The sequence below is a fragment of the Streptomyces sp. NPDC050085 genome (assembly GCF_044460595.1).
GTDB lineage: Bacteria > Actinomycetota > Actinomycetes > Streptomycetales > Streptomycetaceae > Streptomyces.
Map to the genome: position 1 here is coordinate 176,307 of NZ_JBITJZ010000008.1, position 24,719 is coordinate 201,025.

Here is a 24,719-nt window from a genome sequence, read left to right on the forward strand (position 1 = left end):
GTTCCTGAAACGTCCGTCGTTCAGGACTAGTTGGCCCCCGCCCGGGACGCCGGGCGGGGGCCGATTTCTGTCCTACTGGCGTGACCGGACGGGACGGGATCGTGCCGACCGGCCTCGACGTCGCTTCCTGGTACGGGAGTTGGCTGGTGCGGGCCGAGCGCACCCTCGGCGTGGGTGACTAGCGAGGCGGCAGCTTGGGCCGGCGGCGGTCCGGGACGTCCGAGTAGTCCGGGGGGTTCTTCGCGCCCTGTTCCTTGAGGAGGTCAAGGGCCAGGTGGACCGCGTCGTCGAGCTGGGCGTGGCGGCCCTCCGCCCAGTCGAGCGGGGTGCGCAGGACCTCGATGTCGGGGTCGACGCCCCGGTTCTCGATGGACCAGCCGTACTCGGGGAACCACGCCGCGTTCATCGGCACCGTGATCACCGTGCCGTCGCCGAGGGTGTGGCGCCCGGTCATGCCGACGACGCCGCCCCAGGTGCGCTGGCCGACGACCGGGCCGAGTGCGAGCAGCTTGAAGGCCGCCGTGATCATGTCGCCGTCGGACGAGGTGGCCTCGTCGGCCAGGGCAACGACCGGTCCGCGCGGGGCGTTTGACGCGTACGACACCGCCTGGGCGTTCCGCGTGAGGTCCCAGCCGATGATCTTCCGGGTCAGCTTCTCGATGACGAGCTCGCTGATGTGGCCGCCCGCGTTGCCGCGCACGTCGACGATGAGGGCGGGCCGGGAGACCTCCATGCGCAGGTCCCGGTTGAACTGGGCCCAGCCGGAGCCGCCCATGTCGGGGATGTGGAGGTAGCCGCACTTGCCGTGGCTCAACTCCCGTACGACGGCACGGCGTTTGGCCACCCAGTCCTGGTAGCGCAGCGGGCGTTCGTCGATGAGGGGGACCACCGCGACCCGGCGGGCGCGGCCCTCGCCCTCGGCGGGGGTGAAGGTGAGCTCGACCGTCGTGCCGCCCGCGCCCGCGAGCAGCGGGAACGGGCCCGTGAGCGGGTCGACCGGGCGGCCGTCCACGTGCGTGAGGATCGCGCCCTCGCGGATGCCCGTGCCGGCCAGCGGGGAGCGGGCCTTGGAGTCGGAGGAGTCGCCGGGCAGGATCCGGGCGATCATCCAACTGCCTTCTCGGCAGACGAAGTTGGCGCCGAGCAGGCCTTGTGCGCGCTGGTAGTGCGGAGGGCCCTCGTTGCGGCGGGCCGCGGAGACGTACGCGTGCGACGTGCCGAGCTCACCGAGGACCTCCCGCAGCAGGTCCGCGAACTCGTCGGGGGACGCGACCCGTTCGACCAGCGGCCGGTACTGGTCGAGGATCCCCGACCAGTCGATGCCGCACATCTTCGGTTCCCAGAAGTAGGCGCGGATGATCCGGCCCGCCTCGTCGAAGGCGCCGCGCCACTCGGCCTCCGGGTCGACCTCGTGCAGGATGCGGCGCAGGTCGATCCAGATCGTCGAGTCGTTGTCGCCGGCCTCGGTGGACGGCACGGCGCGCAGTTCGCCCTCGTCGCCGACGACGAGCCGCGTGCCGTCGCCGCTGACCGCGAACCAGTCCATGTGGTCGACTAGTTGGGTCTTCTTGCCCTTGGAGAGGTTGAAGTGCTCGAGGGTCGGCTGGGACGAGGTGTCGGCCGGGTTGGCGAACGTCTCGCCGAGCGCGCCCGAGATCGGCCACCGCAGCCAGACCAGACCGCCGCCGGAGACGGGGCACAGCGCGGAGTACTTGGAGGCCGCGACCGGGAAGGGCACGACACGGTTGGCGAGGCCCTCGATCTCGACGGTCGGGGTCCCGTCGCCGCCCGAGTCCTCGACGGGGTCGAGGCCCCCCGCCGCCGTGCGCCCGTCCGGCGACAGCGCGAACGGGGACGGGGTCGCCGACGACAGCGGTACGAGGTAGGGGCGGCAGCCCAGCGGGAAGGAGAGGTCGCCGGTGTGCACGTCGTAGACCGGGTCGAAGCCGCGCCAGGACAGGAAGGCGAGGTAGCGGCCGTCGCGGGTGAAGACCGGGTTCTCGTCCTCGAAGCGGCCGTTGGTGACGTCGACGATCGTGCGGTCCTTGATGCGGGCCATCTTGATCTGGCGCAGGGAGCGCCCGATCCCGGGGTGCGACCAGGTCAGCCAGGCCCCGTCGGGGGAGAAGGCCAGGTCGCGCACGGGCCCGTTGGTGGACCGGATCAGCTCGGTGACCTCCCCGTTGGACTCCTCGGTCCCCGCGGCGGCAGCCGCTTTATCAGGCACAGTGATGAGGAGCAGGCGCCCGTCGTTCGACGCGATGGCGAGCCGCTCCCCGTCCGGGTCCGACACCAACTCCTGTACGCGGCCCAGGTCTCCGGAGGCGAGTCGGCGCGGCTCCCGCTCGCCGCTGGCCCGCGGCAGATAGGCGATCTCGACGGCGTCGTCGCCCTCGGTGTCGGTGACGTACGCGACCTGCCCGCCGGAGCCCAGCATCTCGGGGAGCCGCACGCGCACGCCCGGGGTGTCCGTGATGGTGCGGGCCGGGCCGTCGCGGTGGGTCAGCCAGTACAGGCTGCCGCGCACGACGACCGCGCTGGCCCGCCCGGTGTCGTCCACGGACAGGGCGTCGACGTGGTTGGCGGCCGGCACCTGGTAGCTGCGCCGCCCCGCACGGGGGCCGCCGAGCCGGACGTCGAGCTTGCGCGGTGCGGCGTCGGGGGCGAGCGAGTCGAGGATCCACAGGTCGCCCGCGCACTGGTAGACGACGCGGGTCCCGTCGGACGAGGCGTGCCGGGCGTAGAACGCGTCGTGGTCGGTGTGCCGGGTCAGGCCGGAGCCGTCGGGCAGGCACGAGTACACGTTGCCGATGCCCTCGTGGTCGGAGAGGAAGGCGATGCGGCCGCCGACGAACATCGGGGCGTCCAGATGCCCGTCGAGGTCGGCGAGGACGCGCTGCCCGTGCACCCAGAGCCTGCCCTGCGCGCCGCCCCGGTAGCGCTTCCAGGCGGCCGGTTCGTGCGGCGGCGTACCGGTCAGGAGCAGGGTCTGGCGCTCGCCGTCGATGTCGGCGACCTGGATGTCGGAGACCGGGCCCCAGGGCAGCTTGCCGCCGGGGGAGCCGTCGGTGGGGACGCTGTAGGCGAAGGTGAAGTAGGAGAACGGCTCGCCGTGCGAGGCGACGGCGAGGATGTCGGACCTCCCGTCCTTGTCAGGGGGTGTCCAGCCCCTGACCTGGGTGTCGACGCTGCCCCAGTACGTGAGCCTGCGGGCGGCTCCGCCGTCGACCGGGGCCAGGTGGATCTCCGGGTCGAGGCTGCGCCACGTCGTGTACGCGATGTGCTGCCCGTCGGGGGAGAACCGGGGGTGGCTGACCTTCGTACGGTCCACGGTGACCCGCCAGGCCCGGGCCGAGCCGTCGAGCGGGGCGATCCACAGATCGTCCTCCGCGGCGAAACACAGTCGCTCGCCGTTCAGGTGCGGGAATCTCAGATAGGCCTGGGTCTTCGCGTCCTCGGTCACCTACTCATGCTTTTCCGCGGCGGGGCCCGCGGCAACCGGGGACTGTGGCGCACCCCACGTACGAAACGGTTTCGTTTCGCTAAGCGGGAGGGTATGTTCGTGGCGTACGACACGGAGAGGTCAGGTGAGGTCATGGTCGCCGAAGCGACTGCCCGACGCAGCCGGATCACGCCCGAGCGCGAGGCCGAGCTGTACGGCGCCGTGCTCGAACTGCTCCGTGAGGTCGGGTACGACGCCCTGACGATGGACGCCGTGGCCGCCCGCACCCGGGCCAGCAAGGCGACGCTCTACCGCCAGTGGGGCGGCAAGGCCGAGCTGGTCGTGAAGGCGCTGCGGAGCCAGAAGCCGCAGTTCGACGAGATCGACACCGGGACGCTGCGCGGCGATCTGCATGCGATGGCCAGCCGCGAGGACGACTGTCACATGGAGCAGAACAGCGCGCTGATGCGCGGCCTGATGGTGGCCGTGCACGCCAACGCCGATCTGCTCGCCGCCTTCAAGGAGTGGATCGTCGAACCCGAGATGTCCGGCCTCGACCGGATGTTGCGGCGGGCGGTGGACAGAGGCGAGATCCGGGCCGAGAACCCCGCGCGCGACTACGTGATCCACATGCTGGTCGGCGCCTTCGCCACCCGCACGCTGATCGACGAGCAGCCGCCGACCCAGGCCTATCTCACGTCGTACATCGACGCTGTGGTCCTCCCCGCCCTCAGCGCCTGACCTTCTTCAACGCCCCCAACTCCCTTCAGCACCACCCCAGTTCACCTGACGCGCACCGCTCTCGTCGTCGGGCTGATTCCCCCTGCCCTGCCGGACCCCACGACTTGACCGGGAGTACGCCTTCGTGGCCACGTTCCTCTACAAACTCGGCAAACTCGCCTTCCGCCGACGGCACTTCGTCGCCCTGATATGGGTGGCGCTGCTGACGCTCGCGGGCGTGGGCGCGGCCTCCGCGCCGACCGCCGCCTCCAGTTCGTTCTCGATTCCGGGGACGGAGGCCCAGAAGGCCTTCGACCTCCTCGACCAGCGCTTCCCCGGCTCGGCCGCCGACGGTGCCACCGCCCGCGTCGTCTTCAAGGCGCCGGCCGGTGAGAAGCTCGGCGACGCCGCCAACAAGGCGGACATCCAGGACACCGTCGCCGCCATCAAGTCCAGCTCGAAGCAGGTCGCCTCGGTCGCCGACCCGTTCGTCGCCAAGACGATCAGCAAGGACGGCACGATCGCCTACAGCTCGGCCTCGTACAAGGTCTCCTCCATGGAGCTGACCGACGACGACCGGGACGCGCTGCAGAAGGTCATCGACCACGCCAAGGAGTCCGGGCTGACCGTCGAGGTCGGCGGTGACGCGCTGCAGGCCATGCCGGAGACCGGCGCCACCGAGGTCATCGGCATCGCGGTCGCGGCCGTCGTCCTGGTCATCACCTTCGGCTCGCTGCTCGCGGCCGGGCTTCCGCTGCTGACCGCGCTGATCGGCGTCGGCATCGGCGTCTCGTCGATCACGGCGCTCGCCAACGCGCTCGACCTCGGCACCACCACCTCCACCCTCGCGATGATGATCGGCCTCGCGGTCGGCATCGACTACGCGCTGTTCATCGTCTCCCGCTACCGCGCCGAACTGGCCGAGGGCAGGGAGCGGGAAGAGGCCGCGGGACGGGCCGTCGGCACCGCCGGGTCCGCCGTCGTCTTCGCCGGGCTCACCGTCGTCATCGCGCTCGTCGGCCTCGCCGTCGTGAACATCCCGATGCTGACCAAGATGGGCGTCGCCGCGGCCGGCACCGTCGCCATCGCCGTGCTCATCGCGCTGACCCTCATCCCGGCGCTGCTCGGCTACGCGGGCAAGCGCGTCCACGGCCGCAAGGCCCGTAAGGCGCAGGAGGCCGAGAAGGACGTACGGCAGGACGCCGAGCCCGTCGAGCCCAAGGTGAACATGGGCACCCGCTGGGCCCGCTTCGTGCTGCGCCGCCCGGTCGCCGTCCTCGTCACCGGCGTCATCGGCCTCGGCGCGATGGCCGTCCCGGTCGCCTCGCTGGAGCTCGGCCTGCCCGACGACGGCGTGCAGCCCACCGACACCACGCAGCGCAAGGCCTACGACCTGCTCTCGGACGGGTTCGGGCCCGGCTTCAACGGGCCGCTGATGACCGTCGTCGACGCCAAGGGCGCGGACGACCCGAAGGCCGCCGTCGACAAGGTCGTCTCGTCGATCAAGGACACGGCGGGCGTGGCCGCGGTCACCCCGGCCACGTTCAACAAGGCCGGCGACACCGCGATCATCAGCGTCGTCTCGAAGTACAAGCCGTCCTCTGTCGAGACCGAGGACGTCGTCCACGCCATCCGCGACGAGGGCAAGGACATCAAGGCGGACACCGGCGCTGAGCTCTCCGTCACCGGCTCCACCGCCATGAACATCGACGTCTCGCAGAAGCTCAACGACGCGCTCGTGCCCTATCTCGCCCTCGTCGTCGGCCTCGCGTTCCTGCTCCTGATGGTCGTCTTCCGCTCCGTCCTGGTGCCGCTGAAGGCCGCGCTCGGCTTCCTGCTCTCGGTGCTCGCCGCGCTCGGCGCCGTCGTCGCCGTCTACCAGTGGGGCTGGCTCGGCTCGCTCTTCGGCGTCGAGCAGACCGGCCCGGTCATGTCGATGATGCCGATCTTCATGGTGGGCGTGGTCTTCGGTCTCGCGATGGACTACGAGGTGTTCCTCGTGACGCGGATGCGGGAGGCGTACGTCCATGGAGAGCGGCCCGCGCAGGCCATCGTCACCGGGTTCAACCACGGGGCGCGCGTCGTCACGGCCGCGGCGATCATCATGATCGCGGTGTTCGCCGGGTTCATCGGCTCCAGCGAGCAGATGGTGAAGATGATCGGCTTCGGGCTCGCGATCGCCGTGCTCTTCGACGCGTTCGTCGTCCGCATGACGATCGTGCCCGCGGTGCTCGCGCTGCTCGGCAAGAAGGCCTGGTGGCTGCCGAAGTGGCTGGACCGCGCGCTGCCCAACGTGGACGTGGAGGGCGAGGGCCTCGCCAAGCACGCGCCCGACGAGCGCCCCGACGAGGACCGGGAGCTCGTCAAAGCCTGATCAGGCTCTGAGCGTGCTCAGGGTGTGACCGTCGCCGGGGTGACGGCCGTGTACGTACGACGCAGGAAGCGGATCAGCGCCTTCACGTCGAACTGCATGACCGTCACCCCGTCCCGCGTGTGGAACTCGATGACCGCCTGCACCCGGCCGCACGGCCAGATCTGGACGTCGCCGCCGGTGACCGGGGAGCGCAGACCGCGCTCAAGGAGGTCGCGAGGGAAGATCCACTCGCTGCTGTCGGGGAGGGTGACGCGGACCCGGCCGTCGTAGCGCAGCACGACGGGCACGGCCCGGGCGGCGTCGGGGGAGTCGGTCACGACGCGGGCGCGGGCGTACTGCTCGACGAACTGCTCAGCAGCGCTCATGTCATCCAATGTCCCATATGTCCGCGTGTACGGACCAGGCTCGGCTGCGGCCAATTGGTACTGAGGCGCTCTTGCAAGCCGTTCGCAACAAAGCACTATCATCGAACGGTTAACCAGCCCGGTTAGCAGCAGCCCGAGCGCCGGAGATTCCTGCCATGCATGTCCCCGACGGATTCATCAACGCCCCCGTGTCGGCGGCCGCCGGTGTCGTCGCCGCGGGTGCCGTCGCCGTCAGCCTGCGCGGCGCACGCCGAGAACTGGACGAGCGCACCGCACCGCTGGCCGGGCTCGTCGCGGCGTTCATCTTCGCCGTGCAGATGCTCAACTTCCCCGTCGCGGCGGGCACCAGCGGCCACCTCCTGGGAGGCGCGCTCGCCGCGATACTCGTAGGCCCCTATACGGGCGTCCTGTGCGTGTCCGTGGTGCTGCTGATGCAGGGAGTGCTGTTCGCGGACGGCGGCCTGACCGCCCTCGGCGTGAACATCACGGACATGGCGATCACCACGACCGTCGTCTCCTACCTCGTCTTCCGCGGCCTGGTGAAGGTGCTGCCCCGCAAGCGCCGCTCGATCACCGTCGCGTCCTTCGTCGCGGCCGTGCTCTCCGTCCCGGCGGCCGCCGTCGTCTTCACCCTGATCTACGCCATCGGGGGGACGACGGACGTCTCCATCGGCAAGGTCGCCACCGCGATGATCGGCGTGCACGTCCTGATCGGCATCGGCGAGGCCGTGATCACCGCGCTCACCGTCGGCGCCGTCGTGGCTGTCCGCCCCGACCTCGTGTACGGGGCCCGCGGGCTCCAGCAGAAGCTCAAGCTCAAGGTCGGCGGCGAGTTGATCGACGCGCCCGCCGCCGCCCCCGTGACCGTGCCCGTGGCGGCCCGCTCGCACCGCAAGATCTGGATCACCGGCCTGGTCACGTCCTTCGTGCTCGCCGGCTTCGTCTCCTTCTACGCCTCGGCCAGCCCCGACGGCCTGGAGAAGGTCGCCCACGACAAGGGCATCGACAGCAAGACCAAGGAGCACGCCTCCGCCGACTCCCCGCTCGCCGACTACGGCGTCAAGGACGTCAGCGACGCCCGGCTGTCCGGCGGCCTCGCCGGGATCATCGGCGTGGGCGTGACCGTCGTCGCCGGATCCGGGATCTTCTGGGCGCTGCGCAGGCGGCGTACGAGCGACGTGGCGTCGACCGAGGTCCGCGCCGAGGAGACGGTGGCCTGACGTGGGAGCGGGACACGCGCACCGCCTCTACCGGCACGGGCACTCGCCCGTGCACGGCCTGCCGCCGCACACCAAGCTCGCCGCCGTCTTCTGCTTCGTCGTGGTCGTGGTCTCGACGCCGCGCGAGGCGATGTGGGCGTTCGCGCTGTACGCGGTGCTGCTCGGCTGCGTGGCGTACGCGGCGCGGGTGCCCGCCGGATTTCTGCTGAAGCGGCTGCTCATCGAGGTGCCGTTCGTCGCGTTCGCGGTGCTCATGCCGTTCGTGGCGGAGGGCGAGCGGGTGCAGGTCCTCGGGATGTCGCTGAGCGAGAGCGGCCTGTGGGGTGCGTGGAACGTGCTGGCCAAGGGCACCCTCGGCGTCGCCGCCTCGGTGCTGCTCGCCTCCACGACGGAGCTGCGGGAGCTGCTCCTCGGGCTGCAGCGGCTCAAACTGCCCCCGCTGCTCGTGCAGATCGCGTCCTTCATGATCCGCTACGGGGACGTGATCACGGACGAGATGCGGCGCATGAAGATCGCGCGGGAGTCGCGCGGCTTCGAGGCGAAGGGCGTACGGCACTGGGGCGTTCTCGCCAAGTCCGCCGGGGCCCTCTTCATCCGCTCCTACGAGCGCGGTGAGCGGGTCCACCTGGCGATGGTCAGCCGCGGTTACGCGGGCTCGATGCCCGTGATCGACGAGGTGACGGCGTCCAGGGCACAGTGGTCGTACGCGCTGGCACTGCCGAGTGCCGCGCTCGTGGTGTGTCTGTTGGGATGGATGTTGTGACTGCTGAGAGTGCCATGTCTGCCGAGAGTGCTGTGCCCGCTGTGTCAGCAGAGGCCGCCGTGCCCGCTTCGCTGGACGTGTCCGGGCTCGCCTTCGCCTACCCCGACGGGCACCAGGCCCTCTTCGGCGTCGACCTGACGATCGGCAAGGGCGAGCGCGTCGCGCTGCTCGGTCCGAACGGCGCGGGCAAGACGACCCTGGTCCTGCACCTGAACGGCATCCTGACCGGCGGCGCGGGCTCCGTGACCGTCGCCGGGCTCCCCGTCGACAAGCGCAACATGGCCGAGATCCGCCGCAAGGTCGGCATCGTCTTCCAGGACCCCGACGACCAGCTGTTCATGCCGACGGTCCGCGAGGACGTCGCCTTCGGCCCGGCCGCCGCCGGACTGAAGGGCCCCGAGCTCGAGGCCCGGGTCCGCAAGGCGCTCTCGCTGGTCGGCATGGAGCAGTACGCGGACCGGCCCCCGCACCACCTGTCGTTCGGCCAGCGGCGGCGCGTGGCCGTCGCCACGGTGCTCGCGATGGAGCCGGAGATCCTCGTCCTCGACGAGCCGTCCTCGAACCTCGACCCGGCCTCGCGCCGCGAACTCGCCGACATCCTGCGCTCGTTGGACGTGACGGTCCTGATGGTCACGCACGACCTGCCGTACGCGCTCGAACTCTGCCCGCGGTCGGTGATCCTCAGCGAGGGCGCCATCGCGGCGGACGGCGCGACCGGCGAACTGCTCGCGGACGAGGACCTGATGCGGGCCCACCGGCTTGAGCTGCCCTTCGGGTTCGACCCCAAGTCCGTTGCGGGGAAGGCGAGTCGAGCTTGAGCAGCTTGGAGCCGCGGGCGATCGGGACCGCCCGCCTCGAACTGGTCCCGCTGCGCGTCGAGCACGCGGCGGAGATGGCCGCGGTCCTCGGCGACCCGGCCCTGCACACCTTCATCGGCGGCACCCCGCACACCCCCGAGGCCCTGCACGCCCGCTACGAGCGCCTCGCCGCGGGTTCCCCCGACCCGTCCGTCACCTGGCTGAACTGGGTGATCCGGCTGCGCGCCGACGACTGCCTGACCGGCACGGTGCAGGCGACCGTCACCGCGGCCGCCGCCGAGATCGCCTGGGTGGTCGGAACTCCCTGGCAGGGCAGGGGAATCGCGGGCGAGGCGGCCCGGGGCCTCGTCGACTGGCTGGACGCGCGACAGGTGCCGTCCGTCATCGCGCACATCCACCCGGACCACCACGCTTCCGCCGCCGTGGCCCGCGGCGCCGGGCTCGCGCCCACCGAGGTCATCGAGGACGGCGAGATCCGCTGGATCCGAGGCGGCTGACGCAGACCCGGCCGAGGTCGAGCACGCTCAGGCCGAACATCAGGACGCCCAGCGGGACATGGAGCGCGGGCCGGTGCGTGACGCCGAGGACCACCTGCGCCGAGGCGAGGACGAGGAAGCCGGACGCGTAGGCGATGGGGCGCGGCGATCCACCGCCGGGGCGCCACGCGAGGACCGCGGCGAGCACGTACAGCATCGACGCCGCGTACATCACGCGCGCCCCGGCACTGTGCAGCGTCTCGCCGTACGACGTGGACAGGAGCAGTCCGGCGGAGACCGCCTGGAGGAAGATGGTCAGGGTCTGCAGGGCGAGCGCGATCTGTACGAACGTGGGTCTGCGGGCGGCTCCCACGGTCGGTTCCCCTGCTCCGGCGGTCGTCTGCGTGGCCATGATGCGGTCCTCTCTTCTGCCTCGCGGCGGTGATCAGTAGGGTCCTGATCACCTGACGACGCAGGCCCGCGAAATGTGAGGCGGGGAGGGAGGACGGAGGCGAGATGAGCGAACCGCTGTCCCAGCGACGCCACTTGATCAACCTCGGCTACCGGCTGCTCGGTTCGCTCACCGAGGCCGAGGACGCCGTACAGGAGACGTACGCCCGCTGGTACGCGCTGTCGCCGCGGCAGCGGGAGGCCATCGAGTCGCCCGGCGCCTGGCTGACGACGGTGGCGGGCCGCATCTGCCTCGACGTGCTCGGCTCGGCACGCGTCCGGCGCGAGGCCTACGTCGGCGAGTGGATCCCGGAGCCGCTGCCCGACCGCGCGCAGTGGCCGGGGACGAGCGAACCCGCCGACCCCGCCGACCCCGCCGACGCGGTCGCCCTCGACGAGTCGGTGCACATGGCCTTCCTCGTCGTCCTGGAGTCGATGACACCGGCGGAGCGCGTGGCGTTCGTCCTGCACGACGTCTTCCGCTACCCCTTCGCGGAGATCGCCGGGATCGTCGGCCGTACGCCCGCGGCCTGCCGGCAGCTGGCGACCTCGGCCCGTCGGCGGGTACGTGCCGCCCGGGCCCCGGTGGCCCCGAGGGGCGAACAGGCCGCCCTGGTACGGGACTTCAAGCAGGCGTGGCAGGCCAAGGACATCAAGGCCCTCGTCGGTCTCCTCGACCCGGACGCGGCGATGTCCGCCGACGGCGGCGGTCTGGTGGGCGCCGCGCTCCGCCCGGTCGAGGGCGCCGAGCGCATCGCCCAGTACCTGGTCCACTTCGCCGAGAAGGCCCCGGGCCTGACCCTCCTGGAGCGGACGGTCAACGGCAGGCCGGGTCTGGTCGCCCAGCACGCCGGGGTCACCGTGACGGTCGCGGCGTTCGACGTCACCGGCGGCCGCCTCACGCACATCTGGGCGGTGCGCAATCCGGCGAAGCTCCGGGCCTGGGGGGCCTGACGGGGCCCGGTGGAATCAATCGGCATCGTTGCCGGTTACACCCACCGTGGATACCGCAGTGAACGGCACGACCGCCCCCGGATTCGAAGGCGTCCGCACCGCCTTCGCCGAGAACCTCGCGGCCCGGGGCGAGCGCGGCGCCGCCGTCGTCGTCCACCAGGACGGGCACAAGGTCGTCGACCTGTACGCGGGCACGCGCGACGTCGACGGGACCGAGCCCTGGCAGCCGGGCACCGCGCAGATCCTGCGGTCCGCCACGAAGGGGCTCGCCGCCGCCGCGCTGCTCCTGCTGCACCAGCGCGGGCAGCTCGACCTGGCCGCGCCGGTCGGGGCGTACTGGCCCGGGTTCAAGGCGCACGGCAAGGAGGGCGTCCTGGTCAGGGACGTGCTCGCGCACCGCGCCGGGGTGCCCGCGCTCGACCGGCGGCTGACCCCGGCGCAGGCCGCCGACCAGGACCTGGCCGCCGCGGCCGTCGCCGCGCAGCCGCCGGTGTGGACCCCGGGCACCGACCACGGCTATCACGCACAGACCTACAGCTGGCTGACCGGCGAGCTCGTGCGCCGGGTCACCGGGCGGTCGATCGGCGCGTACGTCGCCGAGGAGATCGCCGGGCCGCTCGGTGCCGACGCGTGGATCGGGCTGCCCGCCGACCAGGCCCACCGGGCCGGACGCGTCGGACCCGTCGAACCCCCGGCCGTGCCCGGCGGCCCGCGCTCCCGGCCCAAGCCGGCGCTCGTCGAGGCGTACACGAACCCCGCGTCGCTGACCCGGCGGGCCTTCGACACGATCAGCCCGGCGCCGGACGAGAACGACCCGGGCTACCGCGCCGCCGAACTCCCCGGCTCGAACGGCATCGGCACGGCCGAGGGACTCGCCCGCTTCTACGCCTCGCTCATCGGTGAACTCGACGGCGGGCAGCGCCTGTTCACGGCCGACACCCTCCGACTCGCCCGCGCGGAAGCCTCGTCGGGCCCCGACCGCGTCCTCGTCGTCCCCTCCCGCTTCGGCCTCGGCTACATGCTGCACGGCGTCGCGTCCCCGCTCCTCGGCCCCGGCTCCTTCGGCCACCCCGGCCGCGGTGGCGCACTCGGCTTCGCGGACCCGGAGAGCGGCATCGCGTTCGGGTACGTCACGAACGGCATGCAGAAGGGAGTCACCGCCGATCCACGCGCCCAGGCGCTGGTGAAGTCCGTACGGGAAGCGGTGCGGGTGGCCGCCTAGGGCCTGTCTCTCAGATCCCTCCTGCCCCGCGACGCCTGGCACGCACTCTCGCCTCACCGGGCGCAGACCCAAGTACATCCAGTACGAGGGTCGGCCCCCGGCAAGCCGAGAGCACGCACCAGACGCCGCAGGGCCCGCCCTCCGGGCGGACGGAGGGATCTGAGAGACAGGCCCTAGCCGCTCAGTGGTGCCAGGCCCTGCCGCCCGTGTTGTGGATGAAACGCTGCAGCACCTTGAGCGTGGCCAGGTACTCCTCGTCCGAGATCCCCGCGTGCCGCTCGCTCCACAGCTCGTCCTGCAGGGCCGCGGCCTTGTCGAACAGGGCCCGGCCGTCGTCCGTGAGGCTCAGCAGGCCCTGCCCGTCCTCGACGAGGCGCCCGTGGGCGGCGAGCGTGTCGATGTCCTCCCCGATGGTCCCCTCGCCCGCGTTCAGGTAGCCGCGCAGCGTCCCGATCACCTCGGCGCGCGTCTTCGGGGACTCGGCGCGGGCGACCTGGGCGAGGATCCACCACTGCGGCTGGGTGAGGCCGAGCCCGGCCAGTGCGCCGCGGGTGCGGGTGACGATCGCGTCGTAGGCCGCCCAGGTCCAGTACCCGACGGGCTGCTGGATCAACTCGGCGTCGCTGTGCGAGTACTGCATGACGGTCTCCCTCGGCGTGCGATCTCCGGGCCGGTGAGGTCCGGCCCGGCACGCACGAACGTAGGACCTCAACCAAACTTGGGGTCAAGGGAGTTGAGGGGCGACCGCCCGTCGGGGTCCCTCACCCCGCGTGCAGCATCAGCCCGATTCCGGCCACCATCACGCCCGCCGCCACGATCCGCGGCAGCCCGAAGCGTTCCTTGAAGAACACCGCGCCGATCGCCGCTCCCACGATGATCGACGACTCGCGCAGCGCCGAGATCGGTGCCAGGTCCGCCCGCGTCTGCGCCCACAGGACGAGTCCGTACGCGGCCACGGACAGGGCCGCGCCGAGCAGGCCGCGCAGGGCGAACGGGCGGAGTTTTGCGACCAGTTCGCCGCGCCAGCGGTACGCCGCGAACACCGGCACTACGATTCCCTCGAGGACCATCAGCCAGGCGATGTAGCCCATCGCCGAGCCGGACGCCCGCACGCCGAGACCGTCCACCACCGTGTACGAGGCGATGGTCACCCCGGTCGCGAGCGCCGCGCCCAGCGCCCGCCAGTCGGGCCCGCGGCCCGAGCCGCGTATGCCCCACACGGCGAGCCCGGTCAGGCCCGCGCACGACACCGCGACGCCCGCCGCCTGCCAGCCGCCCGGCACCTCGCCCGCGAACACCGCCGCGAGCACGGTCACCACCAGCGGCGCCGTGCCGCGCGCGATCGGATAGGCCTGCCCGAAGTCGCCCAGCTTGAACGACGTCATCAACAGCACGTAGTACGCGATGTGGATGAGCGCCGACGCGATCAGGTACGGCCACGCGCCCGCCGCCGGGACGGGCGCGAAGACGGCCATGACCAGACCGATCAGGGTGCCGCCGCCCGAGATCAGCGTGAAGCCGACGAGCTTGTCGGTGATGTGGTGCGCGAGCGCGTTCCAGGAGGCGTGCGTGACCGCGGCGAGCAGGACCGCCGCGGCGACGATCGGGGTCACGCGACGTCCCGTACGTCGACGAGCGCGGCGCCCGCGTGCGCGGCCAGTTCCTTGGGCTCCATCGGGAAGACGGCGTGCGGGGTGCCGGCCGCCGCCCACACCTCGGCGTGGGCGAGCAGCGAGCGGTCGGCGAGGACCCGGGTCCGGTTCAGGTGCCCGAAGGGCGGGATGCCGCCGATCGCGTACCCGGTGAACTCCCGCACCACGGCCGCCTTGGCGCGCGTCACCTTCTCGGCGTCCAGCTCCTGCCGTACGCGCTCCACGTCGACCCGCGACGCCCCGTCCATCAGGACCAGCACCGGCACCCCGTCGGCGGCGAAGATCAGCGACTTGCAGATCTGACTGAGCGCGCAGCCGATCGCGTCCGCCGCCTCCTGCGCGGTACGGGCGCCCTCCGGGAAGGTGCGGACGCGCGGCAGCAGTTCGGCCAGACCCATCGCGGTCACGGCCTCGGCGAAGCGGGGATGTGCGGCATGTGCGGCATCAGTCATGGGCGGCACGGTAGTAGTCCGTGTACCGCCCATGCGACCGGGTATCGGATGCCGGTCGGTCCCCGGTCGGTCCCCGCTCAGCCGTCGATCGGCAGTTGATCGGCCGTCGATCGGCGGTCGGTCAGCCCCCGGTCAGGAGCATCTGCCGGACGATCGGGCCCGCCGAGTCGCCGCCGTGCCCGCCCTGCTGCACCACGGCCGCCGACGCCAGGTCACCGCGCCACGCCGTGAACCAGCCGTTGGGCTCCTTCTGCCCGTCGACCTCCGCCGATCCCGTCTTCGCGCCCATGTCGGAGCCGAGGCCCGCCATCGGCTTCACCGCCGTACCCGCGACCGCCGTGTAGTGCATCAACTCCCGCAGATCCGCGAGGGTTCGGGCGGACAGTGTGCGGGACGCCGTCGCGAGCGTCCGGTGGTCGACGTCCGGCGAGACGAGGTACGGCTGGTGGAAGGTGCCCGACTTCACGGTCGCCGCGACCGACGCCATGTTCAGCGGGTTCATCCTGACCCCGCCCTGTCCGATCAGCGACGCCGCCATCTGCGCCTGAGACTGCACGGGCACCGCGCCGTCGAAGCTCGGCACACCGATCGCCCAGTTGTTCAGTCCCAGCCCGAAGACCTGCTGCGCCTGCTTGGTCAGCGAGTCGTTCTCCAGCTTCGGGGCCTGGCTGATGAAGGCGGTGTTGCAGGACGCGGCGAAGCTCGCCTTGAACGTGCCGTGCTTGATCTCGAACTTGTCGTCGTTCTGGAACTTCCAGTGCCCGTACGTGAAGTACTTCGGGCACGGGTGCTCCTTGTCCACCCCCGCGAGGCCCTTCTCCAGGAGCAGGGAGGAGGTGATGACCTTCATCGTGGAACCGGGGGCGAGCGAACCCTGGAACGCGGCGTTGAAGCCCGGGCTCGAGTTGGCCACGGCCAGGATCTCGCCCGTCGAGGGCCGCACGACCACGACCGAGGCCCGCTCGCGCGAGGCGACCTGGCTCTCGGCGGCGGCCTGCACGGACGGGCTGATGGTGGTCTTCACGGTGCCCGGGGTGCCCTCGGAGAGGGTGACCAGGGTCTTGTCCGGCAGCGCGTTCTTCTCGGCGCCCTTCTTCGGGGCCTTGCGCACGATGCGCAGTTCGACGCCTGCCGTGCCGCCCGCCTTCTTGCCGTACTTCTCGCGCAGCCCGTCGATGACCGTGCCCAGCGAGGGGTACTTCTTCGCGGTGATCTCACCACCGGCCCGGTCGAGCGCCTTGACCGGCGGATCGCCCGCCTCCCCGGTGACGAGCTTGTCCCCGGCCTTCAACTCCGGGTGCAGCGTGGAGGGTTGCCACCCGACCAGCACCTTGCCGTCGCTCTTGCGGCGCACGGCGGTGAGCGAGGAGTCGTAGGCGAACGGCTTGCTCTTGCCCTTGTACGCGACCGTGGAGGCGACGTGGAAGGGAACTCTGGCGCCCGTCGCCGTGCCGGGGGTTCCCGGGGTGACCTTCACGCCGGTCAGGTGCGCGTCCTTGGTGAGCGAGGTCAACGCGGCCTGCGCGGCACTCGCATCGTCCGTGTACGCGGCCGCCTTCGCCGCGTCACCGCTCTGCCAGGCGGTGAGGAACCCGTGGGCAGCGGTGCGCACTTCGGCCGCCGACGGGGGCCCGGTCCTGACCTTGGGCTTCTCGTCCGCCGACGCGGAGGATCCGGTGCCGCTGTCCATCAGGGCGTAAGCGCCGACACCGGCGCCCACCACGGCGACGGTCGCGGCCGCGCCGATCAACAGGGCGTTGGTGTTCCGGCGCGCCGGGGCCCTTCGCTTGCCTCTGGTGCCCATGGTGCCTCCGGAATTTCAACGACGGTCAGAAAGGCCGCACTCGCTGTACTACAGAACGCCACAGAGGCGTCCGCGGTTTCGCTGCGCCCCTTATGGCGCACTCTGCAACACAGAGTGGACGATCGGCCCGGCGGCGTCACCTCCGTGCCCCCCGCCCTCCACCATCGCCGCAGCGGTCGCGTCACCCCGGAATCCGGTGAACCAGGAGTTGGACACGGCCTGCCCGTCGATCTCCGCGGAACCGGTCTTGGCCCCGTAGTCCCCGGCGAGCCCCGACATGGCGTGCGTGGCGGTGCCGATCGCGGAGGTCGCGGTCAGCCGCAGCATCTGCCTCAGCTGGGCCGCGGTCGAGGACGGCAGGCCCTGTGCGGTGGCCAGTTGGCGGTCGCCGAGCTCGGGGGAGACGAGGATCGGCTGGCGGAACGTACCGGTGATCGCGGTCGCCGTCACCGACGCCATGTTCAGCGGGTTCATCGTGACCTTGCCCTGGCCGATCATCCCGGCCGGGTCGTCCGAGTTCCCGTTGACCGGCACGGAACCGTCGAACGAGGTGATCCCGGTCTTCCAGTCCTTGCCGAGCCCGAACCGGTTCTGCGCCTCGGCGGCGAACCTTTCCGGCTTGAGGTCGTCGGAGAGCTTGATGAAGGCGGTGTTGCAGGACCGCTGGAAGCTGTTGGACAGCGAGGCGCCCTCGTTGGGCTGCATCCCGGCGAGGTTGTGGAAGGTCTGGCTGAGGGCGACGGCCGAGGGCGGGCAGGGCGCCGGGCCGCTCATCGTGGTGACACCGTTGTCGATCAGTGCGGCCGCGGTGACGATCTTCATCGTGGAGCCGGGGGCCAACTTGGCCTCGAACGCCGCGTTCCAGTCGCCGTAACCGTGGTTGGCGACCGCGAGGACGGCGCCGGTGGACGGCTGTACGGAGACCACGGCCGCCTTGGGGAACTTGGTCACCGCCCGCTCGGCGGCGGCCTGGGCGCTCGCGCTGATCGTGGTCTGCAGCGTGCCCGGCTTGCCCTTGGCGAGCGTGAGCAGCGTCTTGCTGGTCTCGGTCCCGTCGGTGCCCTGGTGCTTGATGTACGTCTCGACGCCCGGCGAACCGCCCGCCGAATCCCCGTAGCGGCTGCGCAGTTGGTCGAGGACCGGGCCGAGCGAGGGGTACTTCTTCGCGGTGAGCACGCCGCCGGTGCGGTCGAGGGCCTCGATGGGCGGGGCCGCGGAGGAGCCCGTGACGAGGGTGTCGCCGTCCTGCATGCCGGGGTGCAGCACGGACGGCTGCCAGCGCACCAGGGCCCGCCCGGTGGTCTCGCCGCGCACGATCGTCAGCGACGAGTCGTACGCCATCGTCCTGGAGTCCTCCCCGAACCGGACGGTGGCCCTGACCTTGAACGGGACCTTCGTGCCCGTCGGGGTGCCCGCCGTCAGGACGGTGTGCGTGACGTGCGCGTCGTCGCGCCAGCCGGTGAGGGCGGGGCCCGCGTTCTCCGCGAAGTTCGTGTACGAGGCCGCGCTCGCGGCGTCGCCCTTGGCCCACGCCGCGAGGAACTTCTGCGACGTCTCCTTGACCTCGTCCGCGGTCGGCGGCCCGGTCCGACGGGCCTGCGCCCCGGCCGACGACGAGCCGCCGTCCCCGCTGACCGCGCTGACGATGTTGTAGGCCCCGTACCCGGCGCCGCCCACCATGACGGTGAACACCCCGCCGACGATGGCGACCTTGACCCCCTTGCGCATGCGCGCCCCCTCCCCAGGTTGACGGAAGGGACTCTAGGCATGCCGGGTGCCGCGAGAGCGGGGTGTTTTCCAGATGGTGTCCGAAGGTGTCCGAAGAGTGTCCGAAGAGAGATCACAAATGCGGCCGAAAACGGCCCTGTCACGGGCCGTTGGTCAGGTCCCTGAACGGAGTTCGTTCACTCGCGCGCCGCTGCCGAAGGGCCGCCGGCCTAGACCCACGTGTCCAGCCACATCCGCGACCGCCACGAGTCCATCGGGATCGCGGTGCCCGTGTAGATCGGCCAGAAGTAGATGAAGTTCCAGGCGATCAGGAGGACGAGGACACCGGCCGAGGCCGTGCCGATCACTCGGCGGCGTTCGGTCGAGCCGGGGCGGCCGATGATCGCGCCCAGTGTCATCGCGAGCGCCAGGCACAGGAACGGGGCGAAGACGACCGCGTAGAAGTAGAAGATCGTCCGCTCCTGGTAGTTGAACCAGGGCAGATAGCCCGCCGCGATGGCGCAGGCGATCGCGCCCGCCCGCCAGTCGCGCTTGAAGAACCAGCGCCACAGGACGTACAGGATCGCGAAACCGGCCGCCCACCACAGCAGCGGCGTGCCGAGCGCGAGGACCTCGCGGGCGCACTTGTCGGTGGCGTCGGCGGGGCAGCCCTGACTGCCGGCCGACGGGGACTCGTAGAAGTACGAGACCGGGCGGCCGTCGACGATCCAGCTCCAGGGGTTGGACTGGTAGGTGTGCGGGGAGCTGAGGTTGGTGTTGAAGACCCAGACCTCGTGCTCGTAGTGCCACAGGCTGCGCAGCCAGTCCGGCAGCCACGTGAAGCTGCCGCCCTTGCCCGCGGTCGCCGCCCAGTTGCGGAAGTAGCCGCCGGTGCCGTCGGTGGGGGAGAGGATCCAGCCCAGCCAGGACAGCACGTACGTGGCGACCGCGACGGGGACGGTGGAGACGAACGCCGGGAACACGTCCCGCTTGAGGGTCGTGACGTACGGGCGGCGGGCTCCGGCCATGCGGCGCGAACCGACGTCCCACAGGACCGACATGAGCGCGAACGCGGCCAGGTAGATGAAGCCGTTCCACTTCGTGCCCGCCGCGAGACCCAGGCAGAGGCCCGCCAGGAGGCGCCAGGGGCGCCACCCGAGGCGCAGTGTCTCCGCGATGTGCGCGTCGGGGCGGACCAGGCCGTGTTCGTCGACCGGCAGCGCCGCCGCGAGGCGTTCGCGGGTCCTGTCGCGGTCCACGACCAGGCAGCCGAACGCGGCGACGACGAAGAAGACGAGCACCGAGTCGAGCAGCGCCGTCCGGCTCATGACGAAGGCAAGCCCGTCCACCATCAGCAGCACACCGGCCAGACAGCCGAGGAACGTCGAGCGGAACAGGCGGCGCCCGATGCGGCAGACCATGAGGACACAGAGGGTGCCGAGCAGCGCCGTCATGAACCGCCAGCCGAACGGGTTGAACCCGAACAGCCACTCGCCGACCCCGATGACGTACTTGCCGACCGGTGGATGCACGACGTACGAAGCGTCGTGCGGAATCGGGACGTCGCCGTTCTTCTGCAGGATCAGGTCATTGGCGTTCTTGGCCCAATTCACCTCGAAACCGCGGTGGATGATCGCCCACGCGTCCTTGGCGTAATACGTCTCGTCGAATATCACGGCCTTCGGACTGCCGAGATTCCAGAAGCGCAGCAGCCCGGCGACGAGCGTGACGAGCAGCGGTGCCGCCCAGCCGACGATCCGGTCCGCGCCCGCCGCCGTGAACCGGCTCAGCCCGAACGACGCCCAGAGGCGGCCGCTCGGCGCGGGGTAGCGCGGCACGAGCCGGGTGCCCACGTCCTCGCCCGCGTCCTGCGGCGGCCGGTACCCGAACCGGCGCAGGCCGCGCAGCCATGCCGATGACTGCCGAGACTGCCGCGCCGTGGCGGGGTCCTGCTCGGGCGAAGCGCTGGTCGGGGTCGGGGTCGGCTGGGACGACGACGCGGTATGGGTCACCGCGCCATCGTAGGGAACCGTGCTGTGCGAGTCCCGTGTGCGGGCCCGACCGAGTCGGCCAGGCCGGGCTCGCGGCGTCTGGCACGGCGCCTCGCCGCGTTGTCGTCGGTTACCAACGCTCCGCGTTGGCGCCCTCCTCCGCCTTGCGATGCACCGCACCAGACGCCGCTCCCTGATCCGGCCTGGCCGACTCGGTCGGCCCCCGCCCTGCGAGGATGGATCCGTGACAGGAACCGCGAAATCCCCCGACTCCGCCGACGCGCCCGGAACGCTGGTGCTGGCCGGCACCCCCATCGGCGCCATCTCCGACGCGCCGCCGCGGCTCGCCCAGGAGCTGGCCGTCGCCGATGTCGTCGCCGCCGAGGACACCCGGCGCATGAAGCGGCTCGCGCAGGCGCTCGGCGTGCAGGTCGGCGGGCGCGTCGTGTCGTACTTCGAGGGCAACGAGGCGGCCCGTACGCCCGAGCTCGTCGAGGCCCTCGCGGGCGGCGCGCGCGTGCTGCTCGTGACCGACGCGGGGATGCCGTCGGTGTCCGACCCCGGGTACCGGCTCGTCGCGGCCGCCGTCGAGCGGGACATCCGGGTCACCGCGGTGCCGGGCCCGTCCGCCGTGCTCACCGCGCTCGCGCTGTCGGGGCTGCCCGTCGACCGGTTCTGCTTCGAGGGGTTCCTGCCGCGCAAGGCGGGCGAGCGGCTGACCCGGCTCAAGGACGTCGCGGACGAGCGGCGCACCCTCGTCTACTTCGAGGCTCCGCACCGGCTCGACGACACCCTCGCGGCGATGGTCGAGGCGTTCGGCCAGGACCGCAGGGCCGCCGTCTGCCGCGAGCTGACCAAGACGTACGAGGAAGTGAAGCGCGGCCCCCTCAAGGAGCTCGCCGCGTGGGCCGCCGAGGGCGTGCGCGGGGAGATCACCGTCGTCGTGGAGGGCGCCCCGGCGAAGTCGGCCGACGACCTCACCCCCGACGAGCTGGTGCGCAGGGTGCGCGTGAGGGAGGAGGCGGGGGAGCGGCGCAAGGAGGCGATCGCCGCCGTCGCCGCTGAAGTCGGCCTACCCAAGAGGGACGTCTTCGATGCTGTGGTCGCGGCAAAGAATGCGGATCGGACCGCCCCATAGGCGCGTAAAGGACCCACCCGAAAAGCAAAGCGAAGACCGGGTGCCGCGGCCATTTCGACAGGGAAATGCCAAATCGACTCCAATAGTCGACAGGTCTTTTGCGCTCCGCCCGGCGGAGGCGTCCACTGGTTGAAGGGGACGCACCCGTCCCCACGCTGCCCCCGGGCAGCGCTTGTCCAGCGGACAAGAGGAGCTGGCATGAGCGAGTTCGCGGTCTCCAGGACGGCCCCTGCGGCCACCGGCGCCGATACGGCTGAATCACACCCCGTCCCCCAGCGCAGCGCGGCGATATCCATTGCCCACGAGGCCTACGCGTTCGCCTGTATGCGATGCGGGCACGGCTGGGAGCAGTCGTACGAGATAGAGCACCACGTCGACGGCGACGGCGCGGAGTTCGTGATGTACGTGGCGGACGGCGAGCACGTGCCGTCGCCGCTGACCCGGCCCACCTGCCTGAACTGCGGCGGTCACGTCGTACGGATCATGCGCGCGGGTCAGGTCTCGTCGGTCTCCTCGGCGCTCGCCGCCTTCCACACCCGCCGGCCGGCCCCGGTGACGGGCGACGGAGCGGCGGAGGTGCCCGAGCAGCGGGAGCGCCACCACTGGCACCTGTCCGACCTGCTGCACCCCTTCAGCCACCACAAGAAGGAGGCGTGAGCGCGCTTCCGTAGCGGCTTCGTAGGATCGGGGTCATGAGCCCCGAGCGTTCCAAGGACAAGAAGGACGTCACCCCGCCGCCGCTGCCCGCGCCCCTCGCGGTGGAGGTCGCCGACTCGCACACCCACCTGGACATGCAGGCGGGCACCGTCGAGGAGGGCCTCGCCAAGGCGGCGTCGGTGGGCGTGACGACCGTGGTGCAGGTGGGCTGCGACATCAAGGGCTCGCAGTGGGCGGCCGCGGTCGCCGAGCAGCACGCGAGCGTCCACGCGACCGTCGCCCTGCACCCGAACGAGGCGCCGCGCATCGTGCACGGCGACCCGGACGGCTGGTCGAGGCAGGGCGCCAGGCAGGCCCTCGGTGACGCCGGGCTCGACGAGGCCCTCGCCGAGATCGACCGGCTCGCCGCTCTGCCGCAGGTCAAGGGCGTCGGCGAGACCGGCCTCGACTACTTCCGCACCGGGCCCGAGGGCAAGGCCGCCCAGGAGAAGTCCTTCCGCGCGCACATCGAGATCGCCAAGCGGCACGGCAAGGCGCTGGTCATCCACGACCGCGACGCCCACGACGATGTGCTACGCGTCCTGAAGGAGGAGGGCGCCCCCGAGCGCACCGTCTTCCACTGCTACTCCGGCGACGCCGAGATGGCTCAAGTCTGCGCACGGAGCGGCTACTTCATGTCGTTCGCGGGCAACATGACGTTCAAGAACGCGCAGCCGCTGCGCGACGCGCTGGCCGTCGCCCCGCAGGAACTGGTCCTCGTCGAGACCGACGCGCCCTTCCTGACGCCCGCCCCGTACCGCGGTCGGCCTAACGCCCCGTATCTCATTCCGGTCACGCTGCGGGCCATGGCCGCGGTCAAGGGCGTCACCGAGGAAGCCCTCGCGACGTCGGTCTCCGCCAACACCGCCCGCGCTTTTGGTTACTGACCGATAACGACCGGCCTCGCCCGGACCCGCTCACCTTCGGGCAGAGTCGCGACACTGAGTAGTCGCGTTGCTTGGGAGAGTGACGGCCGCTCCGCTAGGTTCTGCTCGCCCGATCCACCCCCGCCCGGGGGCCGGACCCCTGGAGCGCCTGGAGCGTCGTCGTGAGCAGTTCGCCGTACGAGACGTACGAGGAGACGTACCGGCCGCAGCAGCCGTACGAGACCGACGCGCCGTACGAGCCGTACCCGCAGGGCACGGCCGCCGCGTACGACACCTACCGGCCCGCCTACGAGAACGCGTACGAGACCGCGTACGAGAACGAGAACCCGAACGCGTACGGGAACGCCTACGAGCGGCAGGCTGCGGCCCCCACCGAGCCCCGGCTGCCGCGCCAGTCCCCGGCCTCCGCGGCCCGCCACTCGGCGCCCGCCGCACCCGGCGGCCGGGCCGCCGCCCGCCGTGCCGCACGGCGCAAGAAGTCCGAGGGGCGGCCCGAGGCGCTGCGCAGGCTGCTGCCGCAGGCGCTCGTCGTCGCGTTCCTCGCGGGCGGCACCTCCGCGTTCGTCGCCAACGACAAGGCGATCCAGCTCACCGTCGACGGCAAGGAGCGCACCCTGCACACCTTCGCCGACGACGTCACCGAACTCCTCGCCGACGAGGGCGTCGACATCGGCGAGCACGACCTCGTGGCGCCCGGCCGGCACGCGGCCCTGGCCAGCGGCGACGAGGTCGCCGTCCGCTACGGCCGGCCCGTCCAGCTCACCCTCGACGGCCGGCGCCGCCAGGTGTGGACGACCGCCCCCACCGTCGAAGGGGCGCTGCGCCAGCTCGGCGTGCGGGCCGAGGGCGCGTACGTGTCCACGTCCCGCTCCCAGCGCATCGAGCGGCACGGCCTCGACCTCGACGTCCGCACCGAGCGCAGCGTCACGATCATGGCCGACGGGCGGCGCCGCACCATCCGCACGAACGCGGCGACCGTGCGCGAGGCCGTCGACGAGGCCGGCATCTCGCTGCGCGGCCAGGACACCACGTCCGTGCCGCTCGACGGCTTCCCGCGCGACGGGCAGACGATCACGGTGATGCGCGTGACGGGCACCAAGGAGGTCCGCGAGGAGCCGATCCCGTACGCGACCGAACGCACCCAGGACCCGGACCTCTTCCGGGGCACCGAGGTCGTCACGCGCGCCGGGGAGCCCGGCACGAAGCGCGTCACGTACGAGCTGCGCACGGTCAACGGGGTCAAGCAGAAGCCGCGCCGCGTGAAGGCGGAGGTCGTGCGCGAGCCGCGCACGCAGCTGGTCCGCGTCGGCACGAAGGCGCTGCCCACGTCCGTGGCCGGGGCCGACTCCCTGAACTGGTCCTCGCTCGCCTCCTGCGAGTCGGGCGGCCGTCCGGGCGCGACGGACGCCACCGGCACCTACGGCGGCCTCTACCAGTTCGACACCCAGACCTGGCAGAGCCTCGGCGGCTCGGGCCGCCCCCAGGACGCGTCCGCCTCCGAGCAGACCTACCGGGCGAAGAAGCTGTACGTACGCCGCGGCGCCAGCCCGTGGCCGCACTGCGGGCCGCGGCTGCACGGGTGACTGGG

Annotated in this window: 21 protein-coding genes; 12 read left to right on the plus strand and 9 right to left on the minus strand. The window is 71.6% G+C overall.

Annotated features, from left to right (window positions below; genetic code table 11):
• Positions 1–178 precede the first annotated feature (178 nt).
• Entirely contained in the window at positions 179–3,463 is a 3,285-nt protein-coding gene (locus ACIBUY_RS28405; protein ID WP_399154144.1) for a S41 family peptidase, read from the minus strand.
• A gap of 132 nt (positions 3,464–3,595) precedes the next feature.
• Between ACIBUY_RS28405 and ACIBUY_RS28410 the strand changes: the two genes are divergently transcribed.
• The gene (locus ACIBUY_RS28410) at positions 3,596–4,183 is read left to right on the plus strand and encodes a TetR/AcrR family transcriptional regulator (RefSeq protein ID WP_365576653.1); all 588 of its coding nucleotides are present in this window, start codon (positions 3,596–3,598) and stop codon (positions 4,181–4,183) included.
• Between the two features lie 124 nt (positions 4,184–4,307).
• Positions 4,308–6,536 carry an MMPL family transporter gene (locus tag ACIBUY_RS28415; protein WP_399154145.1) on the plus strand — a complete coding sequence of 743 codons (2,229 nt, stop codon included), beginning with the start codon at positions 4,308–4,310 and terminating at the stop codon, positions 6,534–6,536.
• A gap of 17 nt (positions 6,537–6,553) precedes the next feature.
• On the opposite strand, the gene ACIBUY_RS28420 is transcribed toward ACIBUY_RS28415, so the two are convergent.
• Entirely contained in the window at positions 6,554–6,901 is a 348-nt protein-coding gene (locus tag ACIBUY_RS28420) for an SsgA family sporulation/cell division regulator (RefSeq protein ID WP_365566129.1), read from the minus strand.
• Positions 6,902–7,056: 155 nt separating this feature from the next.
• Between ACIBUY_RS28420 and ACIBUY_RS28425 the strand changes: the two genes are divergently transcribed.
• Genes ACIBUY_RS28425 through ACIBUY_RS28440 form a run of 4 tightly spaced genes read left to right on the plus strand, consistent with a single transcriptional unit; the run spans position 7,057 to position 10,199 of the window.
• A complete protein-coding gene (locus tag ACIBUY_RS28425; protein WP_399154146.1) occupies positions 7,057–8,121 on the plus strand; it encodes an energy-coupling factor ABC transporter permease in 1,065 nt (354 codons plus the stop codon).
• A 1-nt stretch (position 8,122) separates the two neighbouring features.
• On the plus strand, positions 8,123–8,884 hold the full coding sequence (gene cbiQ, locus ACIBUY_RS28430; protein ID WP_365566131.1) for a cobalt ECF transporter T component CbiQ: 762 nt from the start codon (positions 8,123–8,125) through the stop codon (positions 8,882–8,884).
• Between the two features lie 14 nt (positions 8,885–8,898).
• The gene (locus ACIBUY_RS28435) at positions 8,899–9,702 is read left to right on the plus strand and encodes an energy-coupling factor ABC transporter ATP-binding protein (protein WP_399154147.1); all 804 of its coding nucleotides are present in this window, start codon (positions 8,899–8,901) and stop codon (positions 9,700–9,702) included.
• On the plus strand, positions 9,699–10,199 hold the full coding sequence (locus tag ACIBUY_RS28440; protein WP_365566134.1) for a GNAT family N-acetyltransferase: 501 nt from the start codon (positions 9,699–9,701) through the stop codon (positions 10,197–10,199). Before ACIBUY_RS28435 ends, ACIBUY_RS28440 begins: the two co-directional genes overlap by 4 nt.
• Here ACIBUY_RS28440 and ACIBUY_RS28445 read toward each other — a convergent pair.
• On the minus strand, positions 10,159–10,590 hold the full coding sequence (locus tag ACIBUY_RS28445; RefSeq protein WP_365566135.1) for a hypothetical protein: 432 nt from the start codon (positions 10,588–10,590) through the stop codon (positions 10,159–10,161). The genes ACIBUY_RS28440 and ACIBUY_RS28445 overlap by 41 nt on opposite strands.
• Positions 10,591–10,694: 104 nt before the next feature.
• Between ACIBUY_RS28445 and sigJ the strand changes: the two genes are divergently transcribed.
• Positions 10,695–11,582, plus strand: a complete 888-nt coding sequence (sigJ, locus tag ACIBUY_RS28450) for an RNA polymerase sigma factor SigJ (protein WP_399154148.1) — start codon at positions 10,695–10,697, stop codon at positions 11,580–11,582.
• A 58-nt stretch (positions 11,583–11,640) separates the two neighbouring features.
• Positions 11,641–12,804 (plus strand): serine hydrolase domain-containing protein, encoded by a 1,164-nt coding sequence (locus ACIBUY_RS28455; protein ID WP_399154149.1) that lies wholly within the window; start codon positions 11,641–11,643, stop codon positions 12,802–12,804.
• Positions 12,805–12,985: 181 nt separating this feature from the next.
• Here ACIBUY_RS28455 and ACIBUY_RS28460 read toward each other — a convergent pair whose 3' ends face one another.
• From ACIBUY_RS28460 to ACIBUY_RS28485, 6 genes are all read right to left on the minus strand, one after another.
• Positions 12,986–13,444: a MarR family transcriptional regulator gene (locus ACIBUY_RS28460; protein ID WP_365566139.1), complete on the minus strand. Its 459-nt coding sequence runs from the start codon at positions 13,442–13,444 to the stop codon at positions 12,986–12,988.
• A 121-nt stretch (positions 13,445–13,565) separates the two neighbouring features.
• Entirely contained in the window at positions 13,566–14,417 is an 852-nt protein-coding gene (locus ACIBUY_RS28465) for a DMT family transporter (protein ID WP_365566141.1), read from the minus strand.
• A complete protein-coding gene (locus ACIBUY_RS28470) occupies positions 14,414–14,908 on the minus strand; it encodes a YbaK/EbsC family protein (RefSeq protein ID WP_399154150.1) in 495 nt (164 codons plus the stop codon). Before ACIBUY_RS28470 ends, ACIBUY_RS28465 begins: the two co-directional genes overlap by 4 nt.
• A 121-nt stretch (positions 14,909–15,029) precedes the next feature.
• Positions 15,030–16,712: a penicillin-binding transpeptidase domain-containing protein gene (locus ACIBUY_RS28475; RefSeq protein WP_365566143.1), complete on the minus strand. Its 1,683-nt coding sequence runs from the start codon at positions 16,710–16,712 to the stop codon at positions 15,030–15,032.
• Positions 16,713–16,802: 90 nt separating this feature from the next.
• Entirely contained in the window at positions 16,803–18,440 is a 1,638-nt protein-coding gene (locus ACIBUY_RS28480; RefSeq protein ID WP_365566145.1) for a penicillin-binding transpeptidase domain-containing protein, read from the minus strand.
• Positions 18,441–18,649: 209 nt separating this feature from the next.
• Positions 18,650–20,431 (minus strand): dolichyl-phosphate-mannose--protein mannosyltransferase, encoded by a 1,782-nt coding sequence (locus ACIBUY_RS28485; protein ID WP_399154151.1) that lies wholly within the window; start codon positions 20,429–20,431, stop codon positions 18,650–18,652.
• Positions 20,432–20,654: 223 nt separating this feature from the next.
• On the opposite strand from ACIBUY_RS28485, the gene rsmI reads away from it, so the two are divergent.
• The 4 genes from rsmI to ACIBUY_RS28505 all read left to right on the plus strand — a co-directional run bounded on the left by rsmI (position 20,655) and on the right by ACIBUY_RS28505 (position 24,714).
• Positions 20,655–21,548: a 16S rRNA (cytidine(1402)-2'-O)-methyltransferase gene (gene rsmI, locus ACIBUY_RS28490; protein WP_365566146.1), complete on the plus strand. Its 894-nt coding sequence runs from the start codon at positions 20,655–20,657 to the stop codon at positions 21,546–21,548.
• 198 nt (positions 21,549–21,746) lie between these two features.
• Positions 21,747–22,205 carry a hypothetical protein gene (locus ACIBUY_RS28495; RefSeq protein ID WP_365566147.1) on the plus strand — a complete coding sequence of 153 codons (459 nt, stop codon included), beginning with the start codon at positions 21,747–21,749 and terminating at the stop codon, positions 22,203–22,205.
• A gap of 35 nt (positions 22,206–22,240) precedes the next feature.
• The gene (locus tag ACIBUY_RS28500) at positions 22,241–23,131 is read left to right on the plus strand and encodes a TatD family hydrolase (protein WP_365566148.1); all 891 of its coding nucleotides are present in this window, start codon (positions 22,241–22,243) and stop codon (positions 23,129–23,131) included.
• Positions 23,132–23,292: 161 nt separating this feature from the next.
• A complete protein-coding gene (locus ACIBUY_RS28505) occupies positions 23,293–24,714 on the plus strand; it encodes a ubiquitin-like domain-containing protein (protein ID WP_365566149.1) in 1,422 nt (473 codons plus the stop codon).
• Positions 24,715–24,719: the final 5 nt, after the last annotated feature.

Excerpts from the sequence above, each read along its gene's own strand:
- sigJ (WP_399154148.1), top strand. The coding sequence starts at position 10,695 with ATGAGCGAACCGCTGTCCCAGCGACGCCACTTGATCAACCTCGGCTAC.
- ACIBUY_RS28410 (WP_365576653.1), top strand. The coding sequence starts at position 3,596 with ATGGTCGCCGAAGCGACTGCCCGACGCAGCCGGATCACGCCCGAGCGC.
- ACIBUY_RS28470 (WP_399154150.1), bottom strand. The coding sequence starts at position 14,908 with ATGACTGATGCCGCACATGCCGCACATCCCCGCTTCGCCGAGGCCGTG.
- ACIBUY_RS28500 (WP_365566148.1), top strand. The coding sequence starts at position 22,241 with ATGAGCCCCGAGCGTTCCAAGGACAAGAAGGACGTCACCCCGCCGCCG.
- ACIBUY_RS28445 (WP_365566135.1), bottom strand. The coding sequence starts at position 10,590 with ATGGCCACGCAGACGACCGCCGGAGCAGGGGAACCGACCGTGGGAGCC.
- ACIBUY_RS28425 (WP_399154146.1), top strand. The coding sequence starts at position 7,057 with ATGCATGTCCCCGACGGATTCATCAACGCCCCCGTGTCGGCGGCCGCC.
- ACIBUY_RS28475 (WP_365566143.1), bottom strand. The coding sequence starts at position 16,712 with ATGGGCACCAGAGGCAAGCGAAGGGCCCCGGCGCGCCGGAACACCAAC.
- ACIBUY_RS28480 (WP_365566145.1), bottom strand. The coding sequence starts at position 18,440 with ATGCGCAAGGGGGTCAAGGTCGCCATCGTCGGCGGGGTGTTCACCGTC.
- ACIBUY_RS28495 (WP_365566147.1), top strand. The coding sequence starts at position 21,747 with ATGAGCGAGTTCGCGGTCTCCAGGACGGCCCCTGCGGCCACCGGCGCC.
- ACIBUY_RS28460 (WP_365566139.1), bottom strand. The coding sequence starts at position 13,444 with ATGCAGTACTCGCACAGCGACGCCGAGTTGATCCAGCAGCCCGTCGGG.
- ACIBUY_RS28435 (WP_399154147.1), top strand. The coding sequence starts at position 8,899 with ATGTCTGCCGAGAGTGCTGTGCCCGCTGTGTCAGCAGAGGCCGCCGTG.
- ACIBUY_RS28420 (WP_365566129.1), bottom strand. The coding sequence starts at position 6,901 with ATGAGCGCTGCTGAGCAGTTCGTCGAGCAGTACGCCCGCGCCCGCGTC.